Source organism: Dysgonomonas hofstadii, assembly GCF_014196915.1.
Taxonomy (GTDB): domain Bacteria; phylum Bacteroidota; class Bacteroidia; order Bacteroidales; family Dysgonomonadaceae; genus Dysgonomonas; species Dysgonomonas hofstadii.
The window spans coordinates 33248-55090 of sequence record NZ_JACIEP010000022.1 but is presented as its reverse complement, the minus strand read 5'-3'; the positions used below and the strand labels follow the sequence as shown (position 1 = coordinate 55090).

The following is a 21843-nucleotide window of genomic DNA, read 5'->3' as shown; positions in this document are numbered from 1 at the left end:
AATGATATTCTAAAAATAACAATCACAAAGATACAGTTCTTTCCCTATTCAGATAATGAAACAGGTCGATAAATAAGAACCTTTCTAAAACCATCTATAGACAACCCCAGACACAAGCTGCCACCATTTTAAAACCTTGCAATCAGTCCATTAGTAAGATGTATTTTCGCTTTGCATTAATAGTAATGCAGAATAAAAACATCATTTATTATGGATCAAAACAAAGTAAAATCTGAAGAGCCGAAAGTCTTATTAACGCAAGGCGAAGATGGCAAACTCAAAGTCATCACAGGGGAGCAGGACGGTAAACTCAAAACCGTTGAACCCACTAAAGCGAATGCCGACCAGTTTTTGAAGGTTGATACCAACAGTAACTTTCTGGAAAATTTCTTCAAGAAGATGTCGGCACAGTTCAATCACCCATCGCACACAGGTGTTTATGCAGTCGGGATGTCAGCCGTAGATAAAATTGCTGCTTTTCTTGACAAACTTATCCGTATCGACCACACGGATAAAGCTCTCGATCCGTATCGCCTTAAATTTGATGGTAAGGTAAAGATACATATTGAGCTAACAGGTCAGTTTCAACCTCTAGATCTTAATAAACTCAATTGGAAAGAGACTGAGAAGTTGGGACTTTCAGGTGACAAATTACAGGATGCCCTTAAAGCGATGGTTTACGGACATAAATCTCCCGGATTGGTCGATATCAAACCAACTGTTGATGGCAATGAGTTTCCGATGCAGGCTCGTTTATCATTAGAACCACAGGCGGATGGCAGTATCAAGTTGGTAACCCATCCCAAGCAAGAACAGCCCGATTTTGACAAACCATTTATGGGAATAACCTTTTCGGAGCAAGATAAAGAGCAACTCCAAAAGACAGGGCACGGAGCACGAGTCTATGAACTTGAACCCGTAGGCAGAGGTGAGAAGATCCCCTCGCTTGTATCTCTCGACAAAATGACGAATCGACTCGAAGCCGTACCTCTCTCCGAAATCAATATCCCTCAAACCTTAAAAAATGCTACACTCTCTCCCGAACAGCAACAAGGATTGAAAGAAGGTAAAGCCGTATGGGTTGAGGGCATGGATAAAAAAGTAAAGCCGGGAGAAGAACCACAGAAGATAGATCGTTTTGTACAGTTCAATGCTGTCAATAAAAACTTCGACTTCAAGTTCAGCGACGAACAACGGCAACAGCATAAGGAACAGCGACAGGCTAAACAGAGTGAAGGACAAGCACAGGAAAAGCCATTACCCAAAGCCCGTAAAGTTGATGAGGTATGGATTTATTCTAAGCAAGGTGGCGTACAACTCAGTAAAGAAGAATTTACCAAGCTGTGTAACAAAGAACCAATCTTTGTTGAGGGCATGCAATCCCGTCCCAAACAACAACAAGCTGATGCCTCAGGTGCACAGAAAGTAGAAGCTACCGATCAGAAAGGACAGAAGTATAATGCATGGGTATGGGTTGACGAAAACAGAGATAAAGTTCGTCATACCTCTAAGCATCCCGATCAGGTACGAGCCATCGAAGCCAAGCAAGCTGCTAAGGATTCTCAGAAAGTGACTCCTGTTGCCGAAAGTAAGACACAAGTGGCTGTCAATAATGAGGGCAAGACCAACGAGGCAACCAAATATTCCAAAGAGCCGCTAAAGCAAGGTCAGATACAGCCCACCGCCAAGCAAGTCGAAAAGAAGGAGCAGCAACAGGAACAAAAACAATCTCCTGCTGCTCCAAAGAAAAGCAAAGGGCGAAAAATGTAGAAATATAAAATAATAAAAGGGTCTGCGACCCCAACCACTAAAAAATCAATGTTACAATGAAAATAATAATAGCAGAAAAACCTTCTGTGGCTAAAAGTATAGCAGCCATAGTCGGAGCAAACAATAAAAGAGAAGGCTATATAGAAGGTAACGGATATGCCGTTACATGGGCATTCGGACATTTGGTAGGACTCGCCATGCCAGAACATTATGGTATCACAGGATTTCAGAAAGAGAACCTGCCGATACTTCCCCAAGAATTTAAACTCTTGCCCCGACAAGTCAAAGAGGGTAAAGAATACAAAAACGATCCCAGTGTGATGAAGCAACTAAAGGTTATCCGCGAGTTATTCCATCGTGGAGAATCTATAATTGTGGCAACCGATGCCGGACGAGAAGGGGAACTCATATTCCGCTATATATACGAATATATAGGATGCACCCTTCCGTTTGAAAGACTTTGGATCAGTTCGCTAACAGACCGAGCTATCAAAGACGGCTTTAAAACGCTTCGCCCCGGAGCAGATTATGACAATTTGTATGCTTCTGCCAAAGCCCGCAGTACCGCTGATTGGCTCGTAGGGATCAATAGCAGTCAGGCTCTTTCTATCTCGGCAGGATACGGTGTTTGGTCACTTGGCAGGGTACAAACCCCGACACTGGCGATTATTTGTAGTCGTTATCTGGAAAATAAAGACTTCAAGCCACAGACCTATTTTCGTTTGAAATTACAAACAGAAAAAGAAGCTACTACTTTTACCGTTCATTCGGTAGATAAATTCGACACCCGAACCCATGCTGAAGAAGTTACGGCAAAGGTAAAAGCCGCAGGAGCTATACAGGTTACCGCCGTAGAACGCAAGGAGGTTAAGCAGGAACCACCCTTGCTGTACGACCTTACCACACTTCAGAAAGAAGCCAACAGCAAGCACGGTTTTTCGGCAGATAAGACGCTGACGATAGCACAAAGTCTGTATGAGACGAAGAAAATCTCCTATCCACGAACCGGTAGCCGTTATATTTCCGAGGATGTGCTGGAGGAAATACCGCACCTAATAGCAACACTTCGTTCGCACTCGCTTTTTAGGCCTTATATTGATAGCCGATTTGACACCAAACTCAATACCCGTTCGGTCAATGATGCCAAAGTGGCCGACCACCATGCACTGATTATCACAGAAGAATCGGCTACCAATCTATCTAAAGACGAACAACTCATCTATGACATGGTTGCCGGACGTATGCTCGAAGCCTTTGGCGAAACTTGCATCAAAGAGAACACCTCCGTATCACTTGATGTCGATGGCGTACACTTTTCCTGCAAAGGGAGCGTTACACTCGTCCCCGGCTGGAGGGCGGTATTTGATGGGAATGACGAGCCAAACGACGGAGAAGATGAGAACTCAACTCTCCCTGTTTTGGTCGAGGGAGACAATCTTCCGATTCATGATTGCGAGATTCAAGAGAAGCAAACCAAGCCGAAACCATTGCATACGGAAGCTAGTTTACTTAGTTCGATGGAATCCGCAGGCAAAGAGGTGGAAGATGAACAACAGCGTGAAGCAATGAAGGAGTGCGGTATCGGAACACCTGCCACCCGTGCATCTATTATCGAAACACTATTTTCCCGTGAGTACATCGTCCGAGAGAAAAAATCTCTTGTTCCGACCAATAAAGGATTGATAGTCTATCTGGCGGTCAAAGACAAGAAGATAGTCGATGTAGCGATGACAGGACAATGGGAGCAAGCCTTAAACAAAATAGCATCGGGCAATATGGATGCTGCGACGTTCCACAGAGGGATAGAGGTCTATACTTCACAAATCACCACAGAACTACTATCTACAGTTATTGAGCATACGGATAATCGCAATACCTGCCCTTGTCCCAAATGTAAAAATGGGCAAGTAGTATTTTATCAGAAGGTAGCCAAATGCAAAGATGAAAATTGTGGATTGACTGTATTTAGAACCATTGCTAAAAAAGAATTGACGGATGGACAGTTAACCGATCTTCTGATGAATGGGAAGACTGCTCTAATCAAAGGTTTCGTTAGTTCTAAGACCGGAAGCACCTTTGATGCCATCGTAAAATTTGATGCAGATTATAAAACTGTATTTGAGTTCTCGCCACGCAAAGGTGACGGCAAGAAGAAACGATCTTAAGTAAAGTTATAGATCCAATTTCATATTGTAATTGTAATAACAGCCCTTCTTCAGTTGAATTTCACCTTCATCTAATTTTTGGAATCCTAAGCGATTATAAAAAGTGACGTTTTCCGGAAGTTGGGTTGTTAAACCAACAATATGGCATATCCGATTTATAGATCTCAATTGTTGTAAGCAATCGTCAATCATATAAGAACCAATTCCATATCCTTGATAGTTAGCTTTTATAGCAACCATCGACAAATAATAATATTCATTGGTTCCGATAGCATTTGTTAGAAGCTGTTTATTGAGAGAATCCATCTTAAGCATCGTGCGTAAAGCAGCGAATCCAAAATTCATAATAAATCGGGGTAATCCGATCTTGAAATAATCACGAAATTCAGATTTTACTCCATTGGGAGGTAATAAGCTAAATACTCCTATTATTTCCCTTGAATTTTTCATTCTAACGACTTTTGTCACAGATTGTCTTTTGTTTATCAGGTATAGATTGGTTTTGAATAACCAGAACAATCCGTCTCGCAATCTATCCTTATTTACAAAGATTGAAGTATAGGCCAGATTCGATTCAAAAGCATCTACTAAAATAGCAGCGACCTCTTCATATTCAGATTCTTTCAATTTATCTATTCGGACATCAGGTAAGGACATGACAATTGCTTATTGATATTACGGTTCAATTAATCAGACAAATTTAAATATAAGTGATTGGATACACAATGAGACCAAGAAAGAAGCGACCATTGAAATAATAATTTCACTATATTTGCCACTGAAAGGTCTTTGTTCTACGATTCGGAATAGTCGTTTAACATTGATTTTTTAGTGGTGGCATCCAGAGCTAAGCTCCGGATGCCTTTTTCTTTCCCAAACTATAAGCTAAAGAAAGTGCTTTGTGGTATATCATTAGGTCTAAGCCTATTGGTATATCTACTCTCATAAAAGCAATAACAAAAGGGTCTTCGACCCCACTAAAAATCAATGATATGACAACAAAACCAAAGACGACAGTCACAGATCTGTCTTATTTCCGACTATCCCTATTATCCTACCTACGTGATACACACCCCGACAAAGCCATTGACCATGAATTTATTGCTGTACGTGGCGATGCCGCAGCAGAAATGTATAGCCAAGCTATAAAAGAAGGTCATACCCACGACGAAGCAGAAGTAATCTCTTCACAAGTCCTCTATGAAGACTTGCATTTCTCCACCTACCGAACCCTTGTAACTATCCTCTGGGATGAATTTTCAGAAGAAGTAAACCCTTCACAAGCCGAAGGCATAGCAATGGAGCTAGTATCCCGCCTTGCGGATACGATTCAGAAATACACCTTGTCTGATGATTTTGCCGATACACCAGAGTACAATCAGTTTTACACGGAACTGACAGGCGAAATACAAATCCTGCTCGAAAATGGCTTATAATAAGAAAGCCCATCTTCGGGACAATATCGAGGCAATAAGCATTGCTTTTGCTCTTGATAAAGAGAAAAGGCAGGCTACCGATGATGAAAAAATAAAATTGGCAGCCTATTCCGGTTTCGGAGGGATAAAAGCCGTGTTGAATCCCGCCGCCAAACAAGAAGATATACAATATTGGAAAGCCTCGGAGCATGATTTGTTCCCTCTGGTAACCGAATTGCACCAAGTGTTACGGAATGGAGCGAAAGATGATGCTGAATACAAACGCTATGTAAGCTCCCTTAAAAATTCGGTGCTGACCGCTTTCTATACCCCCAAGCCCGTTATTGATGCTTTGGCACTCGCTCTGAATAACAGTGGTATCAAACCTCAACGTTTTCTTGAACCGAGTGCTGGAGCCGGAGCGTTTATATCCTCGTTCAAAGAAACTGTTCCTGATGCAAAAGTAACAGCTTTTGAAAAAGACCTGCTGACAGGTAAGATTCTCTCGCACCTTCACCCACAAGATAACATACGGATTGAAGGCTATGAGAAGATGGAAGGACGATACTCACAGCATTATGATGTAATTGCTTCCAACATTCCTTTCGGGGATGTTGCTGTATTTGATCCTTTGCTCTACAAACATGAGATACCCGCAGTAAGTCAATCGACAAAGGCAATCCATAATTATTTTTTCACCAAAAGTGTGATGGCTGCCCGTGAGGGAGGATTGATAGCTTTTATTACTTCGCAAGGAGTTCTTAATTCGGAGCAGAACAAACCGATCCGTGAACATCTGATGAATAGTTGCAATGTTGTTTCCGCCATCCGATTACCCAATAACCTGTTTACAGAGGAAGCAGGAACAGAAGTCGGCAGCGATCTGATTATCCTGCAACGTAAGAATACAACTATTTTACCGAGCCAACGACAACAGGATTTTATCGAATCCCGTAAACTATCCAACGGCATATCCGTAAACAATTTGTTCAAAGACTTCGATAGGGTGATACAGACCGATGTAAAAGTCGGTACAGATCCTTATGGAAAACCTGCAATGGAATTTACTCATTCGGGAGGAACGGAAGCTATTGCCGCCACATTGTATCGGATGCTGAATGAAGATTTTACTCAACATTTAGATGTACAGCATTATCAAAGCCATGCACAGAGTACATCAGAACAATTGCAATCACAGGTAGCTCCCACTGTGGAAATGAGGCAGACACCCAATTTAGATGAAACTCGTTTTTCCGATGACCTTAATCCATTTTGGCAAGAAGTAGAGGATTTTCTGACACAGCCGACAGTACAACAATCCGAAACAACAAAACAAATCCAAGAACCAAAAAGCATACAGGAAATATCTGTTTCGGATATGGTGAAATTAAGTCATAAATCGGCTTATGAACCTATTGAAGAAGATTTAGTCCTTTTCCATCCTTTTGGTGAAGCCAGAAACCGCAAAGCATGGGCAGAACTCTCCGAGCAGGGGAGAAAAGCAGTTGTAGAGCCACGCATTGACCAGCCAAAAGAAGAAACGAAAGCTGTACCAACAACAGAAGAAAAAGATACAATTATCAGGGATAAAGCCAGCGGATTGTTTGTAAATACGAATACCGGAGAAGTTATAGAACAAAGGGAAGTACCGCCACCTGATATGCAGCAACAGCCGATTGTTACCTTGTACGACTTGTTTGGTTTTTCAGCCGAAGAACGTTCACAGATTAAACAGCCTAAGCGTTCCCGTCGCCGTATGCCTATACCACAACCTAAAGCCAGCCAGCAAAAGGGAGTACAACCTAAAAGTCCAGCAACAAGTACACCAACTGAAACACCCGAACAACGTGCAGAACGTTTAGACAAGGAAAAGGCGGAACGATTGAAACCTATTCCGATGCCAATACCCGAAAATGGATTGCCAAAACATTATAAGGATGGTTCATTGGTGAGTGATGCGGATAACCGTATCGGTTACCTGCGGGATATGGACGGACACCAACCTATGTTTCATCCTTTGGATTTATCACCGAATCAACAAAAACGGGCATCGCTATATATTGAGATACGCGATACTTACAACCATCTGTACAATAACGAAGCCGATACACTGAAAGAAAATCCCGCATTACGGCAGATGCTCAATCGCTTGTATGATGATTTTACACAAAAATTCGGAAATCTGAACGATGCAAAGAATCTCGACCTCATCAAGATGGATGCCGCAGGAAGGGAAATACTTTCGCTAGAACGTTACCGAGAGGGTAAAGCAATTAAGGCAGATATCTTTGAACGTCCCGTAGCCTTTAATCCCGATGAGATTTCTAAAGTAGATAACGCATACGAAGCTCTTGTATCCAGTCTCAATAAATACGGAGCGGTCAATTTGGATTATATGGTTTCTCTAACGACGAATACACAAGAGGGAATACTTGATGAACTGAAAGGTAAGATCTATTTCAATCCTCTTGTGGGAGGCTATGAAGTAGCGGACAAATTTATATCGGGCAATGTTATCTCTAAAGCAGATGAGGTGCAGAATTTTATTGACCGCAATCCAGACCACGAAGCTGCCAAAGAATCCCTGACCGTTTTACAGGAAGCCATACCCAAGCCGATAGCCTTCGACGATTTGGATTTCAACTTTGGTGAACGCTGGATACCTTCGGGCATCTATGCTGCTTTTGCTTCACACCTCTTTGAAACGGACGTCAATATACATTATGCACAGAGCCGAGATGAGTTTAGTATAAATTCTAACACTAAAAATGCCAAGATTAGCGATCAGTATGCTGTCAAAAGCGAAAGCCGCACCTTTGACGGTATTGCCCTGATGCGTCATGCTTTGCACGACACCACTCCCGATATGACAAAAACGGTCAGAGTCGATGGCAAGGAGACGAAAGTACGCGACGGAGAAGCGATACAGCTTGCCAATACCAAGATAGATGAGATGCGTAACGGCTTTTCGGAATGGCTCAGAGAACAAACACCCGAATTTAAAGACAGACTTGCCGATATGTATAACCGCACGTTCAACTGTTTTGTACGTCCCGAATATGATGGATCACACCAGACTTTTCCCGGACTCGACCTGAAAGGTTTAGGTATTCCCGATTTATACAAGAGCCAGAAAGATGCCATCTGGATGCTTAAACTGAATGGTGGTGGCATAATCGACCATGAGGTGGGCGGCGGTAAAACACTGATTATGTGTTGTGGTGCAATGGAGATGAAGCGACTCGGATTAGTGAATAAACCGCTTATTACAGGGCTGAAAGCCAATGTTCACGAAATCGCCCAAACCTTTTGTACGGCATACCCTGATGCCAAGGTACTCTATCCGGGCAAGGAGGATTTTACACCGCAGAACCGCAATCGTATTTTCAACGAAATGAAAAACAACAATTGGGATGCGGTGATTTTAACACATGAACAGTTCGGTATGATACCACAATCTCCGGAGATACAGCGGGACATCTTACAAGCTGAACTCGACAGTGTGGAGGAAAATCTCGAAGTGCTGCGTTCACAGGGTAAGGAGGTATCAAGAGGGATGCTGAAAGGTTGTGAGAAACGCAAAAGCAATCTTGAAGCTAAATTGGAAGGGGTAGCCCACCAGATCGAAAATCGCAAGGATAATATGTCAGATTTTCGGATGATCGGCATAGACCATTTGTTCGTAGATGAATCTCACAAATTTAAAAATCTGACTTTTACTACCCGCCATGACCGTGTGGCAGGCTTGGGAAATACCGAAGGTTCACAACGGGCACTCAATATGCTTTTTGCCCTGCGTACCATACAAGAACGTACAGGCAAGGACTTAGGAGCTACTTATTCGTCGGGAACAACGATCTCTAATTCATTGACCGAACTGTATCTGTTATTCAAATATTTGCGTCCCAAAGAACTGGAAAGACAGGGTATCAATACCTTTGATGCTTGGGCAGCTATCTTTGCCAAGAAAACCAAAGATTACGAGTTTTCGGTTACCAATCAGATTGTACAGAAAGAACGTTTCCGTTATTTTATCAAAGTGCCGGAACTGGCTTCTTTCTATTCCGAAATAACCGACTATCGCACTGCACAGGATATTGGCATAGATCGTCCCGAAAAAAACGAGATTTTACACAATATACCACCCACACCCGACCAGCAGGAGTTTATCGGTAAGCTGATGGAGTTTGCCAAAACAGGCGATGCCACTTTGTTGGGACGTACACCACTATCGGAACGGGAAGAAAAAGCAAAAATGCTGATAGCGACTGATTATGCACGTAAAATGTCACTTGATATGCGGATGATAGACCCCGATAAGTATGGCGACCATATAGACAACAAAGCCAGCCATTGTGCCGCTTCGATAGCGGACTATTACCAAAAATACAATGCCCAGAAAGGGACACAGTTTGTATTCTCGGATTTGGGAACCTATAAGCCGGGGCAATGGAGCCCATACACCGAGATTAAACGCAAATTGGTGGAGGACTACGGTATCCCTGCATCCGAAGTGAGATTTATTCAGGAAGCTACCAGCGAGAGGGCACGAAAAGCGATGATTAAGGATATGAACGAGGGTAAAATCCGTGTTATGTTCGGTTCTACCGAGATGTTAGGAACAGGCGTGAACGCTCAAAAACGGGCGGTAGCTATTCATCATTTGGACGCACCTTGGGTGCGACACGAAGTCGCGTAAATGATTGTTTGAAGTTCTGCCAAAGAGTTGGAGAACGCTTAAACCTGCTGTTCCGTCAGCAGTAGCCTACAACCAGATGCACCAAATAGTGATATAATGTATCAAGCTGGTTGGACAATGTACTCCTCCCGAAAGGGGCAGACAGAAGCGTGAGTGGAAATCAATGGCTGTTAGTATCATACAGTCGGGAGGCTAGGCTGAGTAGTATGGTTAGCATAAGCGAACTGTTGTGTAAACATCGTAAAGTCGTAAGGGAGCGTAAGATACTATTTCAAGCTCCACCCAAAATGGGATGCAGCCAGTTAATCCCCTCCATGGTGGGATTACACGGATATAAGGGCTGTCGGTGGATGAGACGGGACCTAACCTACTCGTAAGTCATTGTACGTGGAACGTGGTAAGCCTGTATTTCTCCTGTCATAATGACAGGTAAGCGAGCCGTAAGGTAAGCCGAATGGAATGCAGGTATAAGATTGCAGAAAAAGCGAATGCTTCCCTTGTAATGAGGGAGATACGGTTTGAGCCCTGCTTATGGATTGAGTGGGACGACATTATCCGACACGAAAGTGGGCAAACTTCTGCGTTAGGTAATTCTTTACAATTAACTTTTAGAACTTTTGAAAGAGGAAAAGCAAATGAACGACATTAAAACATCGTGTGCACCTGCTGATAATCAGCAATCATCTTGGGACAGTCTTGACTGGCCCAGATGTGAGCTGGCTATAAAGAAGCTTCAAGCACGAATTGTAAAGGCTCAAAAAGAGGGTAGATATGGCAGGGTGAAAGCTTTGCAATGGACGCTTACTCACTCGTTCTACGCCAAAGCGTTGGCGGTAAGAAGAGTAACTTCGAATAGCGGCAGTAAAACCGCAGGGGTTGACCTTGTAACATGGGAAGACTCTCAAACAAAGTTTCAGGCAATTGGAACGCTCAAAAGACGTGGCTACCAGCCACAACCTCTAAGACGGATTCATATTAAGAAAAGCAATGGTAAACTTCGACCGTTGGGAATACCGACAATGAGAGACCGAGCCATGCAAGCCCTTTACCTGATGGCGTTAGAGCCTGTGGCAGAAACTACGGCTGATACCCGTTCGTACGGATTCCGGAAGGAACGCTGTACGATGGATGCTGTCGGGCAATGCCATAATGTACTACGCAAAGGATATTCTCCCGAATGGATTCTGGAGGGAGATATTAAAGGATGCTTCGACCATATCAGTCATGAATGGCTGCTGAACAATATCCCTATGGATAAAGTGATGCTTCGTAAGTGGCTGGGATGTGGCTTTGTCTTTAATAAACAGTTATTTCCGACAGAAGAAGGGACACCGCAAGGCGGTATCATATCGCCAACTTTGGCGAATATGGCTCTGGATGGACTACAGAAGATTCTCTCTGACAGGTATAAACGAAAAACAATCAAAGGCGAACGTTATTCACCAATGGTGAATCTGATTCGTTATGCTGATGACTTTATTATCACGTCAGAAAACAGAGAGGTATTGGAAACGGAAATCAAACCATTGGTTGCTGAATTTCTCGCTGAAAGAGGATTAACCCTGTCGGAGGAGAAAACGATGATAACCAATATCAACGATGGCTTCGATTTTCTCGGATTCAATATCAGGAAGTTCAAGAATCAAATATTGACAAAACCATCCAAGCCTGCACAAAAACGTTTTCTCGCAAAAGTCAGAACGACCATCAAGAGTAACAAGGCGTGCAAGCAGGAGTCACTGATACGGCTATTGAATCCGATGATAACAGGTTGGGGCAACTATTACCGACACGGGGCTACCAGAGATGCGTTCCACTGGGCTGACCATCAAATGTTCAACGCATTATGGCAATGGGCTAAACGCAGGCACTCAAAAAAGGGTAAACGCTGGATAGCCGACAAATATTGGCATGTTGCAAAAGGAAACGGATGGCACTTCACATCATACTTTAAGAAGCCAAATGGAAAGCAGGATAGTCTGACATTGAAAAATCTGTCGAATATCCATTTTATCCAATATACACAAATTAAAGGGGATGCTAATCCTTTTGACCCTGAGTATGATAAATACTTCGACCAAAGGGAAACCCAAAAAATGCTTGTTACGCTGAAAGGGAGGAATTCCTTGCTTTACCTATGGAAAAAGCAAGACAGGAAATGCCCTCTATGCGGTATGCCGATTGACCGTGTTTCGCCGTGGAATGTAACTGAAAAGGTTGTAAATGGCAAGATACAGAGGTCTTTGGTGCACGATAAATGTTACAAACAATTTAGAAAACAACAAAATTAGAAGTTATGAGCCGGTTTCAATATACAAATAGAAACTTAGAATTGCTTGAGCCGTATGAGTGGAAACGCTCACGTACGGTTCTTAGGGGGGAAAGCGGCAGTAATGTCGCTGACCTACCCGATCGGCCAAGCGATCTGGAGCAGCGCGACGGAAGGGCAATACGAAAGGGCAACGAAATAGCCAAACTATATGCTGATAATAAGGTAGATGTAAAGATTTATGCTGTTGAAAAATCATTGGATGCCTATAAATTTGGATTACTTCACAACAAGCAGTTATTTATCAAACAGCTTAAAAATAACAATTTGGGTACTCGTACCATTGACGAGGGCAGTATGGATGAAAAAAGCGGCATGAATTTCTCTGAATATGTAGCTATCCTTTCGGGAAACACCGAATTATTGGAGAAAGCTAGAATAGAAAAGAAGATCGCTGCTTTGGATAGTGAAAAGCAGGCTTTCGTTCGGGGCAAATCTTCGAGCCGCTACAAATTAGAGAACATCATGCAGACCGTAGAATCTAATAAGGGTTATATTGATCGCATCTCTAAAGATGTGGAAGCGTTCAATAGTCGAGTGCAGGTTGCTCCTGATGGCTCGCGGCTGAATCCTATAAATTTGGATGGGTTTCAAGCCACAGACCCAATTGCCATTGGGAAGAAGTTGAACCAAATTTCGGATAGGGCACGCACACATGGGGCACACGAGAAAATCGGTTCGCTATATGGTTTTGATTTGTTGGTAAAATCCGAAACTACGAACAAAGATGGTTTTGATCTGATACAAAACCGATTTTTTATACGTGGCGAGGGACAGATACTTTATAACTACAATTACGGGAGTTTGGCGGCCGACCCCAAAACTGCTTCACTGAATTTCTTAAATGCACTCGACAGTATGCCCAAACTTTTGGAGAAGTACCAAGCAGACACCGATAAACGGATGCAGGATGTACCCGTTCTCAGGCAAGTAGTCGAAAGCGTGTGGTCGAAAGAGAATGATCTAAAGGACTTGAAAACGGAGCTCACAGCTTTGGAGCGTAAGATAGAGTTATCATTGAAGCCCATCGAGCAAAGTGAGGGACAAGAAAATGTTTCTGAAAAAGATCAGGTTCAATCTCAAAATAACCCAAAATCAACAGTAATTCAAGATGCCCCTTTGCCAAATACTTTGCAAGGAGTGAAAGAAGCTATGGGAGACAGGTTCGTGATTGCATCGGTGGGTAGTAGTCCGCTACCAAAAGAAGAAAAAAAAGGCATGAAGCTCTAAATGAAGATGACCGTAGAAGAATAATTCTGCGGTCATCTTATATTTATTCTTTTTCTACCATATCCTCATCTATATTGTCTCTAAAATGATCACGAATAAATTTCTCTACGTTTTTCTCTGTGTAAAATATCTTGTGATGGATGGTTATATAGGTCAGTTCCCCAGCCGAACGGTAACGCTGTAATGTCCGTTTGCTTACGTTCAGCATTTGGCACAGGTCTTGATTGTCTAAAAGCCGTTCGCCGTTCAGTACGTTATGTCGTCCGCTCATTATATCCATAAATTTATCCAATCGGTCGAAACGTCCCATAAATTGTTCGAACCACGCCTGCATAAAATCTTTTAGGTTGTTATCGTCGTTCATCTACTTGCTTGTTTTAATTTCTTCTGCAAGTTTAGCGGAAACGAAAACAATAAAAGTGGTATCTACCACCGCAGATACCACCATTTAGTTTGTAACATATTGATTATTAAACTTAGTGTTTTACTTATAGAATTTGTCTACTTCATTCTTATAAACGGCAAGCAGTCGCTCTAACATAGAGGAAGGATTTTTTTTACGTTCCATTGTGCGAGTTTTGCGGCTGTAAATATTTTTTGGAATCTTGACATTGAAAATAAGCTTCAGGCCTTGTATGATTTCAGAAAAACTGATTAGTTTACCGGATGCTTTACGAATCAGTTTAATATTATAAATCGCTATTGCCAGTTCTATTAGATCTGTGATTGTCCCTCCCCAGATATAATAGCCGGAGGAAGAAGGCTCTGTTGTGTTATTTGTATCGGAAGAAACAGGTTTTGGATTATACTCTATCCATTGCAAAGCAGCATTAAGGAAGGATAAACTATGGGCTATGCAACTTAGAATTGGAGCATTTTTTTTCCCGCCCCCTTATCGCTTAATGATATCTGGAATCCTTCCAATTCTAAGCGGGTATAATGTATTGTAAAATAAGCAGGAATACTTTCTTTCTCTGAGGTACAAAGAGTCGTGACTTTATGTACGAAGTCTTCATACGCTGATTCAATATCATATTTGCCAAGATTGAATGTTCCATCCATTTTCTTCAGCAGGCATAATAACTGTGTGTTTATTAATCTTTTCATATCACTCTTTTTTTTAGATTATTATTAAAAGCAAACAGGTGGCAATACCATATTTACTCAGCTTTCTGTTTCTTATTCGACGATAGCTTTCTTTCTCTGAAAATTATAAGTGCTATATCATGCTATAAACCTGCTTATTTTTTAGGCTAACCGTTTTCAATCACTATCATATAGACTTATTATGTCCAAAGTTTTATAAAGAGATAATAGCATAAATAATCATATGTAACAGCTATTATCTTGTATACTTTATAAAATATTGGCCTATGAATAATTTTAGAGTATTTTGTATATCCCAAGGAAGTTCGATATTTATCTCATATTCTACATTATTTAATGTTCCTCTGATACTTAAGACGTATTACACCATTCGGGTAAGCTTGTTGTGATGATAACTCCCAATAGTTTTCTTTCGCATTTCCCATGGACAAGGGAAAACCATGCCCCAGAGTTACCGGAATTATTATAAGGGTAAATTCATCTATCAATTCCTGTTCTGAAAATTCGGCAATTAATTCATGATCTCCTGCAAGCCAGATATCACCGCCCCCATAGGAAATGATCTCCTGTACCTGGTTCATATAGGATCTGGATGATTTCCTGTTATCAAGGATAATACGGATATCCCTTTTCGGTGGGGCTTCAAAAAAATGCCTGGATATAACATAGCAAGGAAGATTTTCGTATTTCCAACGATAATTATAACATTGAATCATCGTATAATGGCGATGACTGAAAAGAACACAATCAATTGTTCGAAGAAAATCTTTGAATCCATAATCATATTGCTTTATGTACTTTTCCGAGAAATCTATATCCCCGTTTACTTGAGCTATATAGCCATCAAGAGATATGACTGCATACATCTTTATCTTACTCATATTTTAGGTCTCTCTATTTTAATAATGTGTGTCATCAATAATATTCTCTAGATAATATGTAATTCCCTATTTGTCGTATTGATTGGAATAAGAGAAATTCTTGACTCTATATAGATATAATATTTAACTTCCCAAATTTCATTTGACTGGTCAAGCCAGATCCTCTGAGACAAGTGTCAGCCTGTTAAGAAAAGGTCATTAGCACATCTCTTTTTATCGTTTATTTATAGGAGCGGCTCGGCTCCACATTTCTTTCAATACCAATATGATATTCCTTTTCTTTTGTCCAATACGTTATATAATCAATACTATATCTTACCCCGGAGTGATGGGTCCGGACTTTAATTTCATGGTCTCCGCATAAATCCTGCTGTTTCTGTAAATCTGTTATTAATTCGCTTATTTTCATGTTTTTATTTTTAGAAAAAGATAAGTCTTAAATATTTGCAGACTGATAACGTCCGATAGAAATAGAATCGATAAGATCGTATCCGTTGAGAAAAAGTCCATGATCAATTCCTGATATTATCTATATTTTTTCTCTCAGCTATATATATTAGTATCTACGCAATTTCACATCCGGATTCTTGGCCATTTTTCCTGTCAGCATCCAGTATAATATCTGTCTGTCCTTCTTAAAGCGATAGAAGCCCAATGTGCAGAAACTGTCAAATGAAGGAGTATCAGTTCCCCTGGAGATCTCATAATCCACAGCAAAAGTAATCCGGGATAAAATATTGTCTATATAAAAACATCCACCTCCGGGTTCTTTATTTAATCCTTCGAGATAGGCTAGAACCTCTCTCTCTACTTTGTCGGATACTTCAGGTTCGAAAAGTGTAAAACATGTCAGTATATCTTTCTCCAGTCGATATATACAATAAATATCCCCAAAAGGGGAATCACTTAATCCGTAAACTAAACCTTCCTGAGGGTTATAAGTCCCTTTAATTATCTGGTTCTGTAAGTTTCTTATTATCCGCTTAGCGTATCGTTCCATGTATTAGATATGTTTAATTTTTATATTGTATACTCCTTTATATATCCTTTACTTATATGTACATTCAATTTCCTGTGCAGGTAGAAAACAAAGAAGAAATAAATAGAATAATGAGGATATCTATACTTATTATTGTCAATATGCCTGCAATTTTTACCCAATCGTATCTTTTGAAAAACCTTTTAATCATTTAAGTTATTTTTTCATTATTTCTTCTTATTCCATTCTCTTAAACACTTTACTCTAAGATCATATATTACAAACATATGGTTAGAAATTATTCATTACACCTTATGTTCATTTTATCGGTATAATTTATAAACCGCGCGAAATATCACATCTCACGCGGATCATCCTTAACACAAACTTTACATAACTACCTATCTCAATCGGTAGCATATTTTAATTTTATTTGACTGTTTTTTCTTAAAAAAACCGCGCGAAATATCGCATCTCACACGGTTCACAAACTTTACAAAACTACACTACTGCCAATACTAATCGGCAGCATTTTTATTTTCTATCTTAATAAAACACGGTCTGTTTTGTTGATAGAATTGTTCTCTCCAAGAACTTTCACTATGTAAATCCCTTGTCTAATTGATGGGCTACCAGAAAACTCAGTAATTCCGTTTTTTCGAACTTGTTTTTTCATAACAAGTTTACCCATCAAATCGTAAACTATAGCTGTACAATCTTCCTCGCTTTGATTATTTATCGTTATAATATTATTTCTTACGTAAATATTTATTAAGGAAGATTCTGTCTTGTCCTCAATAATACCTGAAGTAGATGCCATTATTTTGAATCGATCAGATTTTGAAGTATTAAATCCTGCGATTACATATTCCGCATCGTTTACAACAGGATAATTTCGTCCGGTAAATAAATCTCTAAGGAAAAGATTACGGGATTCAACTTCAGGGGATACCGACAGACTGATTGAATAATTTGTCATAGCTTCGGATCTGATACTGATTACAGTTCCATTCATATCTGGAACTGTGGCTATCTGATAGTCAGACTGGTCACTTCCCGGAATATATGCTTGAATAAGTTCCCCTTCTTTTATCTTGTAACCGTCCCAGCCGTTATCAAATCCTGTAGTTGTATTATGATTCTCGAAAAGCCACACTCTATCAGCCGATTCATTACTAATCACATCTACTATAACATGTGGTAACTCTGATGATGAACTACTTCTGAGCTGTGCCGATTTCCATGGTTTTATTGTAGATTCATTCAAGTCATTTTTTACCAGTTGGTCATATTTAAGTGTAATATTACCAGGAGTTGTTACATCCAACATAAATGTATGCATGGATAATATCCTGTCCGGTATTCCAGCTTGTCCGGCAAGATTGAATGGAACAGCCTGATATTGTCCTGCCGCAATTCCGTCTGCACTTCCTCCGTTAAGCTTGCGCCATTGGTCTCGGGTTCCGATATTAAACAGATAAACGGTATTCGATTCTAGTTCCACACTTTCATGACTGATAGCCGCAGATGTTATGGGTATGGCTGCTGTAAATGAATTAGCAATGAGATTCATCCCCGAATAGTCTACATTAAGTGTCCGGGTAACACCCACAGTTGCATCACCGACATTGAGTATACCAGGAAAACGATATATATGAGTCGGCTCAGCGTTGGTATTATTTGTAATTTCATAACCTTTGAAAGCTTTTAAGCTTAGATCCGGAGTATATGGAGCCGGACGCCATTTATTGCTATAAATATAAGGCTCAACCCACTCGTTTATAGTTTCAACTTTCGGATCCAAGTAAGGAAAATCTGTGGATTGTACCGGAATACCAAAATATTGCCATTGTTTTTTATAAAATCCGCAAGTCGCGCATTCATAAGCTTTATTATAAAATTCGACAATGGCATTTACTGTTGTATTATTGGGAGGATTCGTGAATATTAACGTTCCCGTAGCCTTATCTGGATCTGATTTTATAACGATAGTACCCTTATTGGAATTGTCGTCTTTTACAGTACCATTGATAGTTAGCTGATTTTGAGTAGTGATAACTAAATCTACATTCGAATTATTAATCAGATCACCTATAATACGGTCTTTGTCTAGATATAAATCTCTTTGAGCCGGATTATTACTATTATTAACAGCAGTCGCAAATTCAATGTCTTCTCCAGTATCAGGCACTTTCTTAGCTGTCCAGTTATTGGCTATTGCCCAATTGGTACTTTCTGTTCCATGCCAATAATTACTGCAATATTGGTCCACAATAATTATAAACTCCCAGTAACAGGTTATATACATTCCTGGAGGAATAGCATAATAAATAGAAGATTCACCAAAAGTTCCTACAGGGAAACCTGTCGCTGAAGTATATTGTATAGCATCGTCAGTGGGAGTTACAATACCAGTTGCGACATCTTTATTGACTTTACTATAAAATTTTGAGCCTTTGGGAAAATTGGGTGAAACATCTGTAAAGGGAATAGTTCCCCCAGCAGACAACCCACAATATTTAAACTTTCTGCGAGTATAATAATCAGGATCTTCTCCCTCCGGGACCGTACAACTTGTAGCTAAGTAATCAGTTGCATCTATATTGAAGTTTACAGGTTCATATATAGGCTGTCCATCGCAGGATCCATCTTTTATAAATCCAGTAATAAATTTATTATTTGTAAATGATACTCCAGAGGTCACTCCTGTTCCAGTAGTAGTCCCATCTACAGAAACCGTTATACAAGATGCGTTGTTGAGAATAAAGCAATCATTCGTAACTTTCAATCGATAGGTTAACTTAGCTAATACTTCGTCTTTATCTACAGGCAAAGGAATATTACCTATATTCCATATAATGGAGCCGGTTCCTCCGAGAGCCGGATCATAGGTTACTGTCCCCGACATAGAAGGATTACCTTGCCAAAAATATTCAGCGTAAGAACTCATATAAGTGGTTGTGAATGGAACAGGTATAATAATCTTACCATTCTTTACTGCTTCTGTTCCCAAGTTCTTAAGAAATACAGTATATTCAATCTCATCGTTAGGATATACGGTTGTCGATGATTCTCCCGGGACGTATGGAATATCATTTACAGATATCACATTATTCTCACTTTGTACTTCCGGTATATAAGCATCCACTGCCATAGCAATACAGAAAATAATATATGTATCTTGTGTAGAGTTATACTCAAAACGAGTGGAAGTCTGATTATTACTCATCAAAGATTTATCATCATTATTGAGTGTAAACATAGAAATGTCTAATCCCGTGTTGTTTTTTAAATTAGGATTACGTGCATTTCCCCCTGTATATATTGATGAATTAAAGAAGTTATTTGTTGTATTGTCTCCATGGGAGAGATTGACCCAATTACTATTGGCTGCATTTCTTATCTTAAACTGGTCTCCAGAAATACCAACATCTCCTTCGCCAGCCATTAATCCTAATTTTACATCCACAGGACCCTGCTGAACAGTGTTAAAACCGGAAACCGGTAGTTCATATGTATAATTCCCTCCTGCGACATAAGCATGACCGTCAAAAAGAGTTACATCGCGCCATTTCATCTTGGAGTTTTCATAAACTACGACCAATCCCCAACCACCATAAAATCCGGTTCCACCTCCGTTACCTTCCTGTAAAGCAATATCAGCTACAAAATATTCACCTAATCCATTTGCCTTAACATAATCAGTTACCTCTGCATAAGCTGAATACATGTATCCGTCGTCTGCCATTGGATAATAGATATCGTTGGCGTTCGCTGTAACGGTCTGATAGCTTCCTCCGGCTTTTTTCAGTTTTACCTGTCGCTTATTCAATAATTTTGCACCGGATGTTACACTTGCTAGGTAATTGTTATTAATATTGTTATTTGTTCTACTTTTTCTCAATGAATTGAGAAAAATAGTCTGGCTGCCGGAACTTATGCCGTAAGGAGTATTAAAGGTAAAGGAATAGTTGTTACTAGACGTACTTGTCAAATCTCCAGAGAGTGCAGTTTCTGTTCCGTTACCGATCTGAACTGTTACTGAACCTTGATAGGAGTTTCCCGAGTTCCAGGAACGGAAGCGAAAAACAACTGTATTTCCTCCCCCGGAAGGAGTAAAAGTATAGATCGCAATACGACCATCTGATGTGCCTGAACCCTGAGATTCATCGGTGGCAGTGATAGACAAGAAATAGCCGTTAAAACTATCAGCATTAGATTGATCTTCAGTTGAACCTCCGATTGTAAACGCATTAGGGCTTGTACCATTATGTGCCCTGCCCGTCCAGTAGAGTCCTGCATATATAATATTAGAACAATTCGGATCTGCCACACCACCTTCTGTAGAAAAAGTAAGGGTGGCTGAAGATGAGTTTAAAGTATTAGGGTCACCATCTACATCTACATAGTCCATATTAGCATTATTACTGCCATTATCACTATAATTTCGTAACGTGAGATTCGTATTACCTATCATTGTAAAGTCTCCCTTGATATTATATACTTTTGTATCAGGACTGTAAGTTGATGTTCGCTGAGTGAATGGGACTCTCACCTGTGCCCCTATATCCTGGAAGGAAGAAGTTATCCCTATAAATAGAAATAATAGAATCCATTTCCAGCCCACTCTATTTTTATGATGATATAGTTTTTTCATATTCTTCATTTTTTCGTTTACTGAGGAATACATAATTGGTAGAAGACTTGTATATATTCTTCTGTTTCTACAGTATTATTAATCACTGCTTCCGAAACTTTAACGTTCAGACATTCCTCGTTTTCATTATCGTCGCAGACAGGATATTCATAAACAAAAAGGATATATTCTAATGAGGTGAAAGCTTCTAAGCGGGAACAGTCTATTTCCATCCGTTCATCATCAGTGGATTGCAAACGTATCTGAATAAGCTCTACTGAAGAGAACTCCTTTCTTTTACTATAAAGAGAGGATATGTCATTTGCATCCACATATAACACTAAAGGGGCGGAGTTGCCATACATCGCACACTTTCCATCTGTAAGATAAACATCTGGCTTTAGCCCTGTAATCAATGATCTCAATTTAATATCTGTAGTGCTTTTAAGTGGCTCTGCGGCATTTATTGTATTATGAATACTTGAGAGAAGGTCTGTAAAAAGAAAACAAGTAAGAACTAAAAATATTCTTAACTTGCATGTACTGTATGTACTTTTAAGTATCATGTCTATATCAAATTTCATATTCGTTTTGTTTATCACATTTATTGTGAATATTTAATTCTATAACTT

Annotated in this window: 14 protein-coding genes and 1 pseudogene; 6 read left to right on the top strand and 9 right to left on the bottom strand. The window is 40.2% G+C overall.

The window, feature by feature from the left end; all coding sequences use genetic code 11:
• Positions 1–210 precede the first annotated feature (210 nt).
• Together GGR21_RS19425 and GGR21_RS19420 are read left to right on the top strand one after the other, a co-directional pair.
• A complete protein-coding gene (locus GGR21_RS19425; protein ID WP_183308909.1) occupies positions 211–1770 on the top strand; it encodes a DUF3945 domain-containing protein in 1560 nt (519 codons plus the stop codon).
• Between the two features lie 56 nt (positions 1771–1826).
• Positions 1827–3935, top strand: coding sequence for a type IA DNA topoisomerase (locus GGR21_RS19420; protein WP_183308908.1), 2109 nt, complete (start codon positions 1827–1829; stop codon positions 3933–3935).
• Positions 3936–3941: 6 nt separating this feature from the next.
• Here the strand turns inward: GGR21_RS19420 and GGR21_RS19415 are convergent, their stop codons facing one another.
• On the bottom strand, positions 3942–4592 hold the full coding sequence (locus tag GGR21_RS19415; protein WP_183308907.1) for a GNAT family N-acetyltransferase: 651 nt from the start codon (positions 4590–4592) through the stop codon (positions 3942–3944).
• 335 nt (positions 4593–4927) lie between these two features.
• On the opposite strand from GGR21_RS19415, the gene GGR21_RS19410 reads away from it, so the two are divergent.
• The 4 genes and pseudogenes from GGR21_RS19410 to GGR21_RS19395 all read left to right on the top strand — a co-directional run.
• Positions 4928–5371 carry a DUF1896 family protein gene (locus GGR21_RS19410; RefSeq protein ID WP_183308919.1) on the top strand — a complete coding sequence of 148 codons (444 nt, stop codon included), beginning with the start codon at positions 4928–4930 and terminating at the stop codon, positions 5369–5371.
• The gene (locus GGR21_RS19405; RefSeq protein ID WP_449390413.1) at positions 5361–10049 is read left to right on the top strand and encodes an N-6 DNA methylase; all 4689 of its coding nucleotides are present in this window, start codon (positions 5361–5363) and stop codon (positions 10047–10049) included. The genes GGR21_RS19410 and GGR21_RS19405 overlap by 11 nt, the downstream gene beginning before the upstream one ends.
• Before the next feature lie 635 nt (positions 10050–10684).
• Complete coding sequence (gene ltrA, locus GGR21_RS19400) at positions 10685–12340, top strand: group II intron reverse transcriptase/maturase (RefSeq protein WP_183308906.1); 1656 nt, start codon at positions 10685–10687, stop codon at positions 12338–12340.
• Between the two features lie 110 nt (positions 12341–12450).
• Positions 12451–13608 (top strand): annotated as a pseudogene (locus GGR21_RS19395) (DNA methylase); the annotation flags it as partial.
• 43 nt (positions 13609–13651) lie between these two features.
• Here GGR21_RS19395 and GGR21_RS19390 read toward each other — a convergent pair.
• The 8 genes from GGR21_RS19390 to GGR21_RS19355 all read right to left on the bottom strand — a co-directional run bounded on the left by GGR21_RS19390 (position 13652) and on the right by GGR21_RS19355 (position 21795).
• Complete coding sequence (locus GGR21_RS19390) at positions 13652–13972, bottom strand: helix-turn-helix domain-containing protein (RefSeq protein ID WP_006844212.1); 321 nt, start codon at positions 13970–13972, stop codon at positions 13652–13654.
• A 120-nt stretch (positions 13973–14092) separates the two neighbouring features.
• Complete coding sequence (locus GGR21_RS19385; RefSeq protein ID WP_006844213.1) at positions 14093–14431, bottom strand: RteC domain-containing protein; 339 nt, start codon at positions 14429–14431, stop codon at positions 14093–14095.
• 38 nt (positions 14432–14469) lie between these two features.
• On the bottom strand, positions 14470–14715 hold the full coding sequence (locus GGR21_RS19380; RefSeq protein ID WP_183308905.1) for a hypothetical protein: 246 nt from the start codon (positions 14713–14715) through the stop codon (positions 14470–14472).
• A gap of 329 nt (positions 14716–15044) precedes the next feature.
• Positions 15045–15596, bottom strand: coding sequence for a dihydrofolate reductase family protein (locus GGR21_RS19375; RefSeq protein WP_006844214.1), 552 nt, complete (start codon positions 15594–15596; stop codon positions 15045–15047).
• 220 nt (positions 15597–15816) lie between these two features.
• On the bottom strand, positions 15817–16005 hold the full coding sequence (locus tag GGR21_RS19370; protein WP_006844215.1) for a hypothetical protein: 189 nt from the start codon (positions 16003–16005) through the stop codon (positions 15817–15819).
• Positions 16006–16152: 147 nt separating this feature from the next.
• The gene (locus GGR21_RS19365) at positions 16153–16596 is read right to left on the bottom strand and encodes a hypothetical protein (protein ID WP_026625771.1); all 444 of its coding nucleotides are present in this window, start codon (positions 16594–16596) and stop codon (positions 16153–16155) included.
• Between the two features lie 520 nt (positions 16597–17116).
• Positions 17117–21232 (bottom strand): T9SS type A sorting domain-containing protein, encoded by a 4116-nt coding sequence (locus GGR21_RS19360; RefSeq protein ID WP_246348129.1) that lies wholly within the window; start codon positions 21230–21232, stop codon positions 17117–17119.
• A gap of 17 nt (positions 21233–21249) precedes the next feature.
• The gene (locus tag GGR21_RS19355) at positions 21250–21795 is read right to left on the bottom strand and encodes a hypothetical protein (RefSeq protein ID WP_183308904.1); all 546 of its coding nucleotides are present in this window, start codon (positions 21793–21795) and stop codon (positions 21250–21252) included.
• Positions 21796–21843: the final 48 nt, after the last annotated feature.

Excerpts from the sequence above, each read along its gene's own strand:
- GGR21_RS19420 (WP_183308908.1), top strand. The coding sequence starts at position 1,827 with ATGAAAATAATAATAGCAGAAAAACCTTCTGTGGCTAAAAGTATAGCA.
- GGR21_RS19390 (WP_006844212.1), bottom strand. The coding sequence starts at position 13,972 with ATGAACGACGATAACAACCTAAAAGATTTTATGCAGGCGTGGTTCGAA.
- GGR21_RS19415 (WP_183308907.1), bottom strand. The coding sequence starts at position 4,592 with ATGTCCTTACCTGATGTCCGAATAGATAAATTGAAAGAATCTGAATAT.
- GGR21_RS19355 (WP_183308904.1), bottom strand. The coding sequence starts at position 21,795 with ATGAAATTTGATATAGACATGATACTTAAAAGTACATACAGTACATGC.
- GGR21_RS19405 (WP_449390413.1), top strand. The coding sequence starts at position 5,361 with ATGGCTTATAATAAGAAAGCCCATCTTCGGGACAATATCGAGGCAATA.
- GGR21_RS19380 (WP_183308905.1), bottom strand. The coding sequence starts at position 14,715 with ATGAAAAGATTAATAAACACACAGTTATTATGCCTGCTGAAGAAAATG.
- GGR21_RS19360 (WP_246348129.1), bottom strand. The coding sequence starts at position 21,232 with ATGAAAAAACTATATCATCATAAAAATAGAGTGGGCTGGAAATGGATT.
- GGR21_RS19365 (WP_026625771.1), bottom strand. The coding sequence starts at position 16,596 with ATGGAACGATACGCTAAGCGGATAATAAGAAACTTACAGAACCAGATA.
- GGR21_RS19370 (WP_006844215.1), bottom strand. The coding sequence starts at position 16,005 with ATGAAAATAAGCGAATTAATAACAGATTTACAGAAACAGCAGGATTTA.
- GGR21_RS19425 (WP_183308909.1), top strand. The coding sequence starts at position 211 with ATGGATCAAAACAAAGTAAAATCTGAAGAGCCGAAAGTCTTATTAACG.
- ltrA (WP_183308906.1), top strand. The coding sequence starts at position 10,685 with ATGAACGACATTAAAACATCGTGTGCACCTGCTGATAATCAGCAATCA.
- GGR21_RS19410 (WP_183308919.1), top strand. The coding sequence starts at position 4,928 with ATGACAACAAAACCAAAGACGACAGTCACAGATCTGTCTTATTTCCGA.
- GGR21_RS19375 (WP_006844214.1), bottom strand. The coding sequence starts at position 15,596 with ATGAGTAAGATAAAGATGTATGCAGTCATATCTCTTGATGGCTATATA.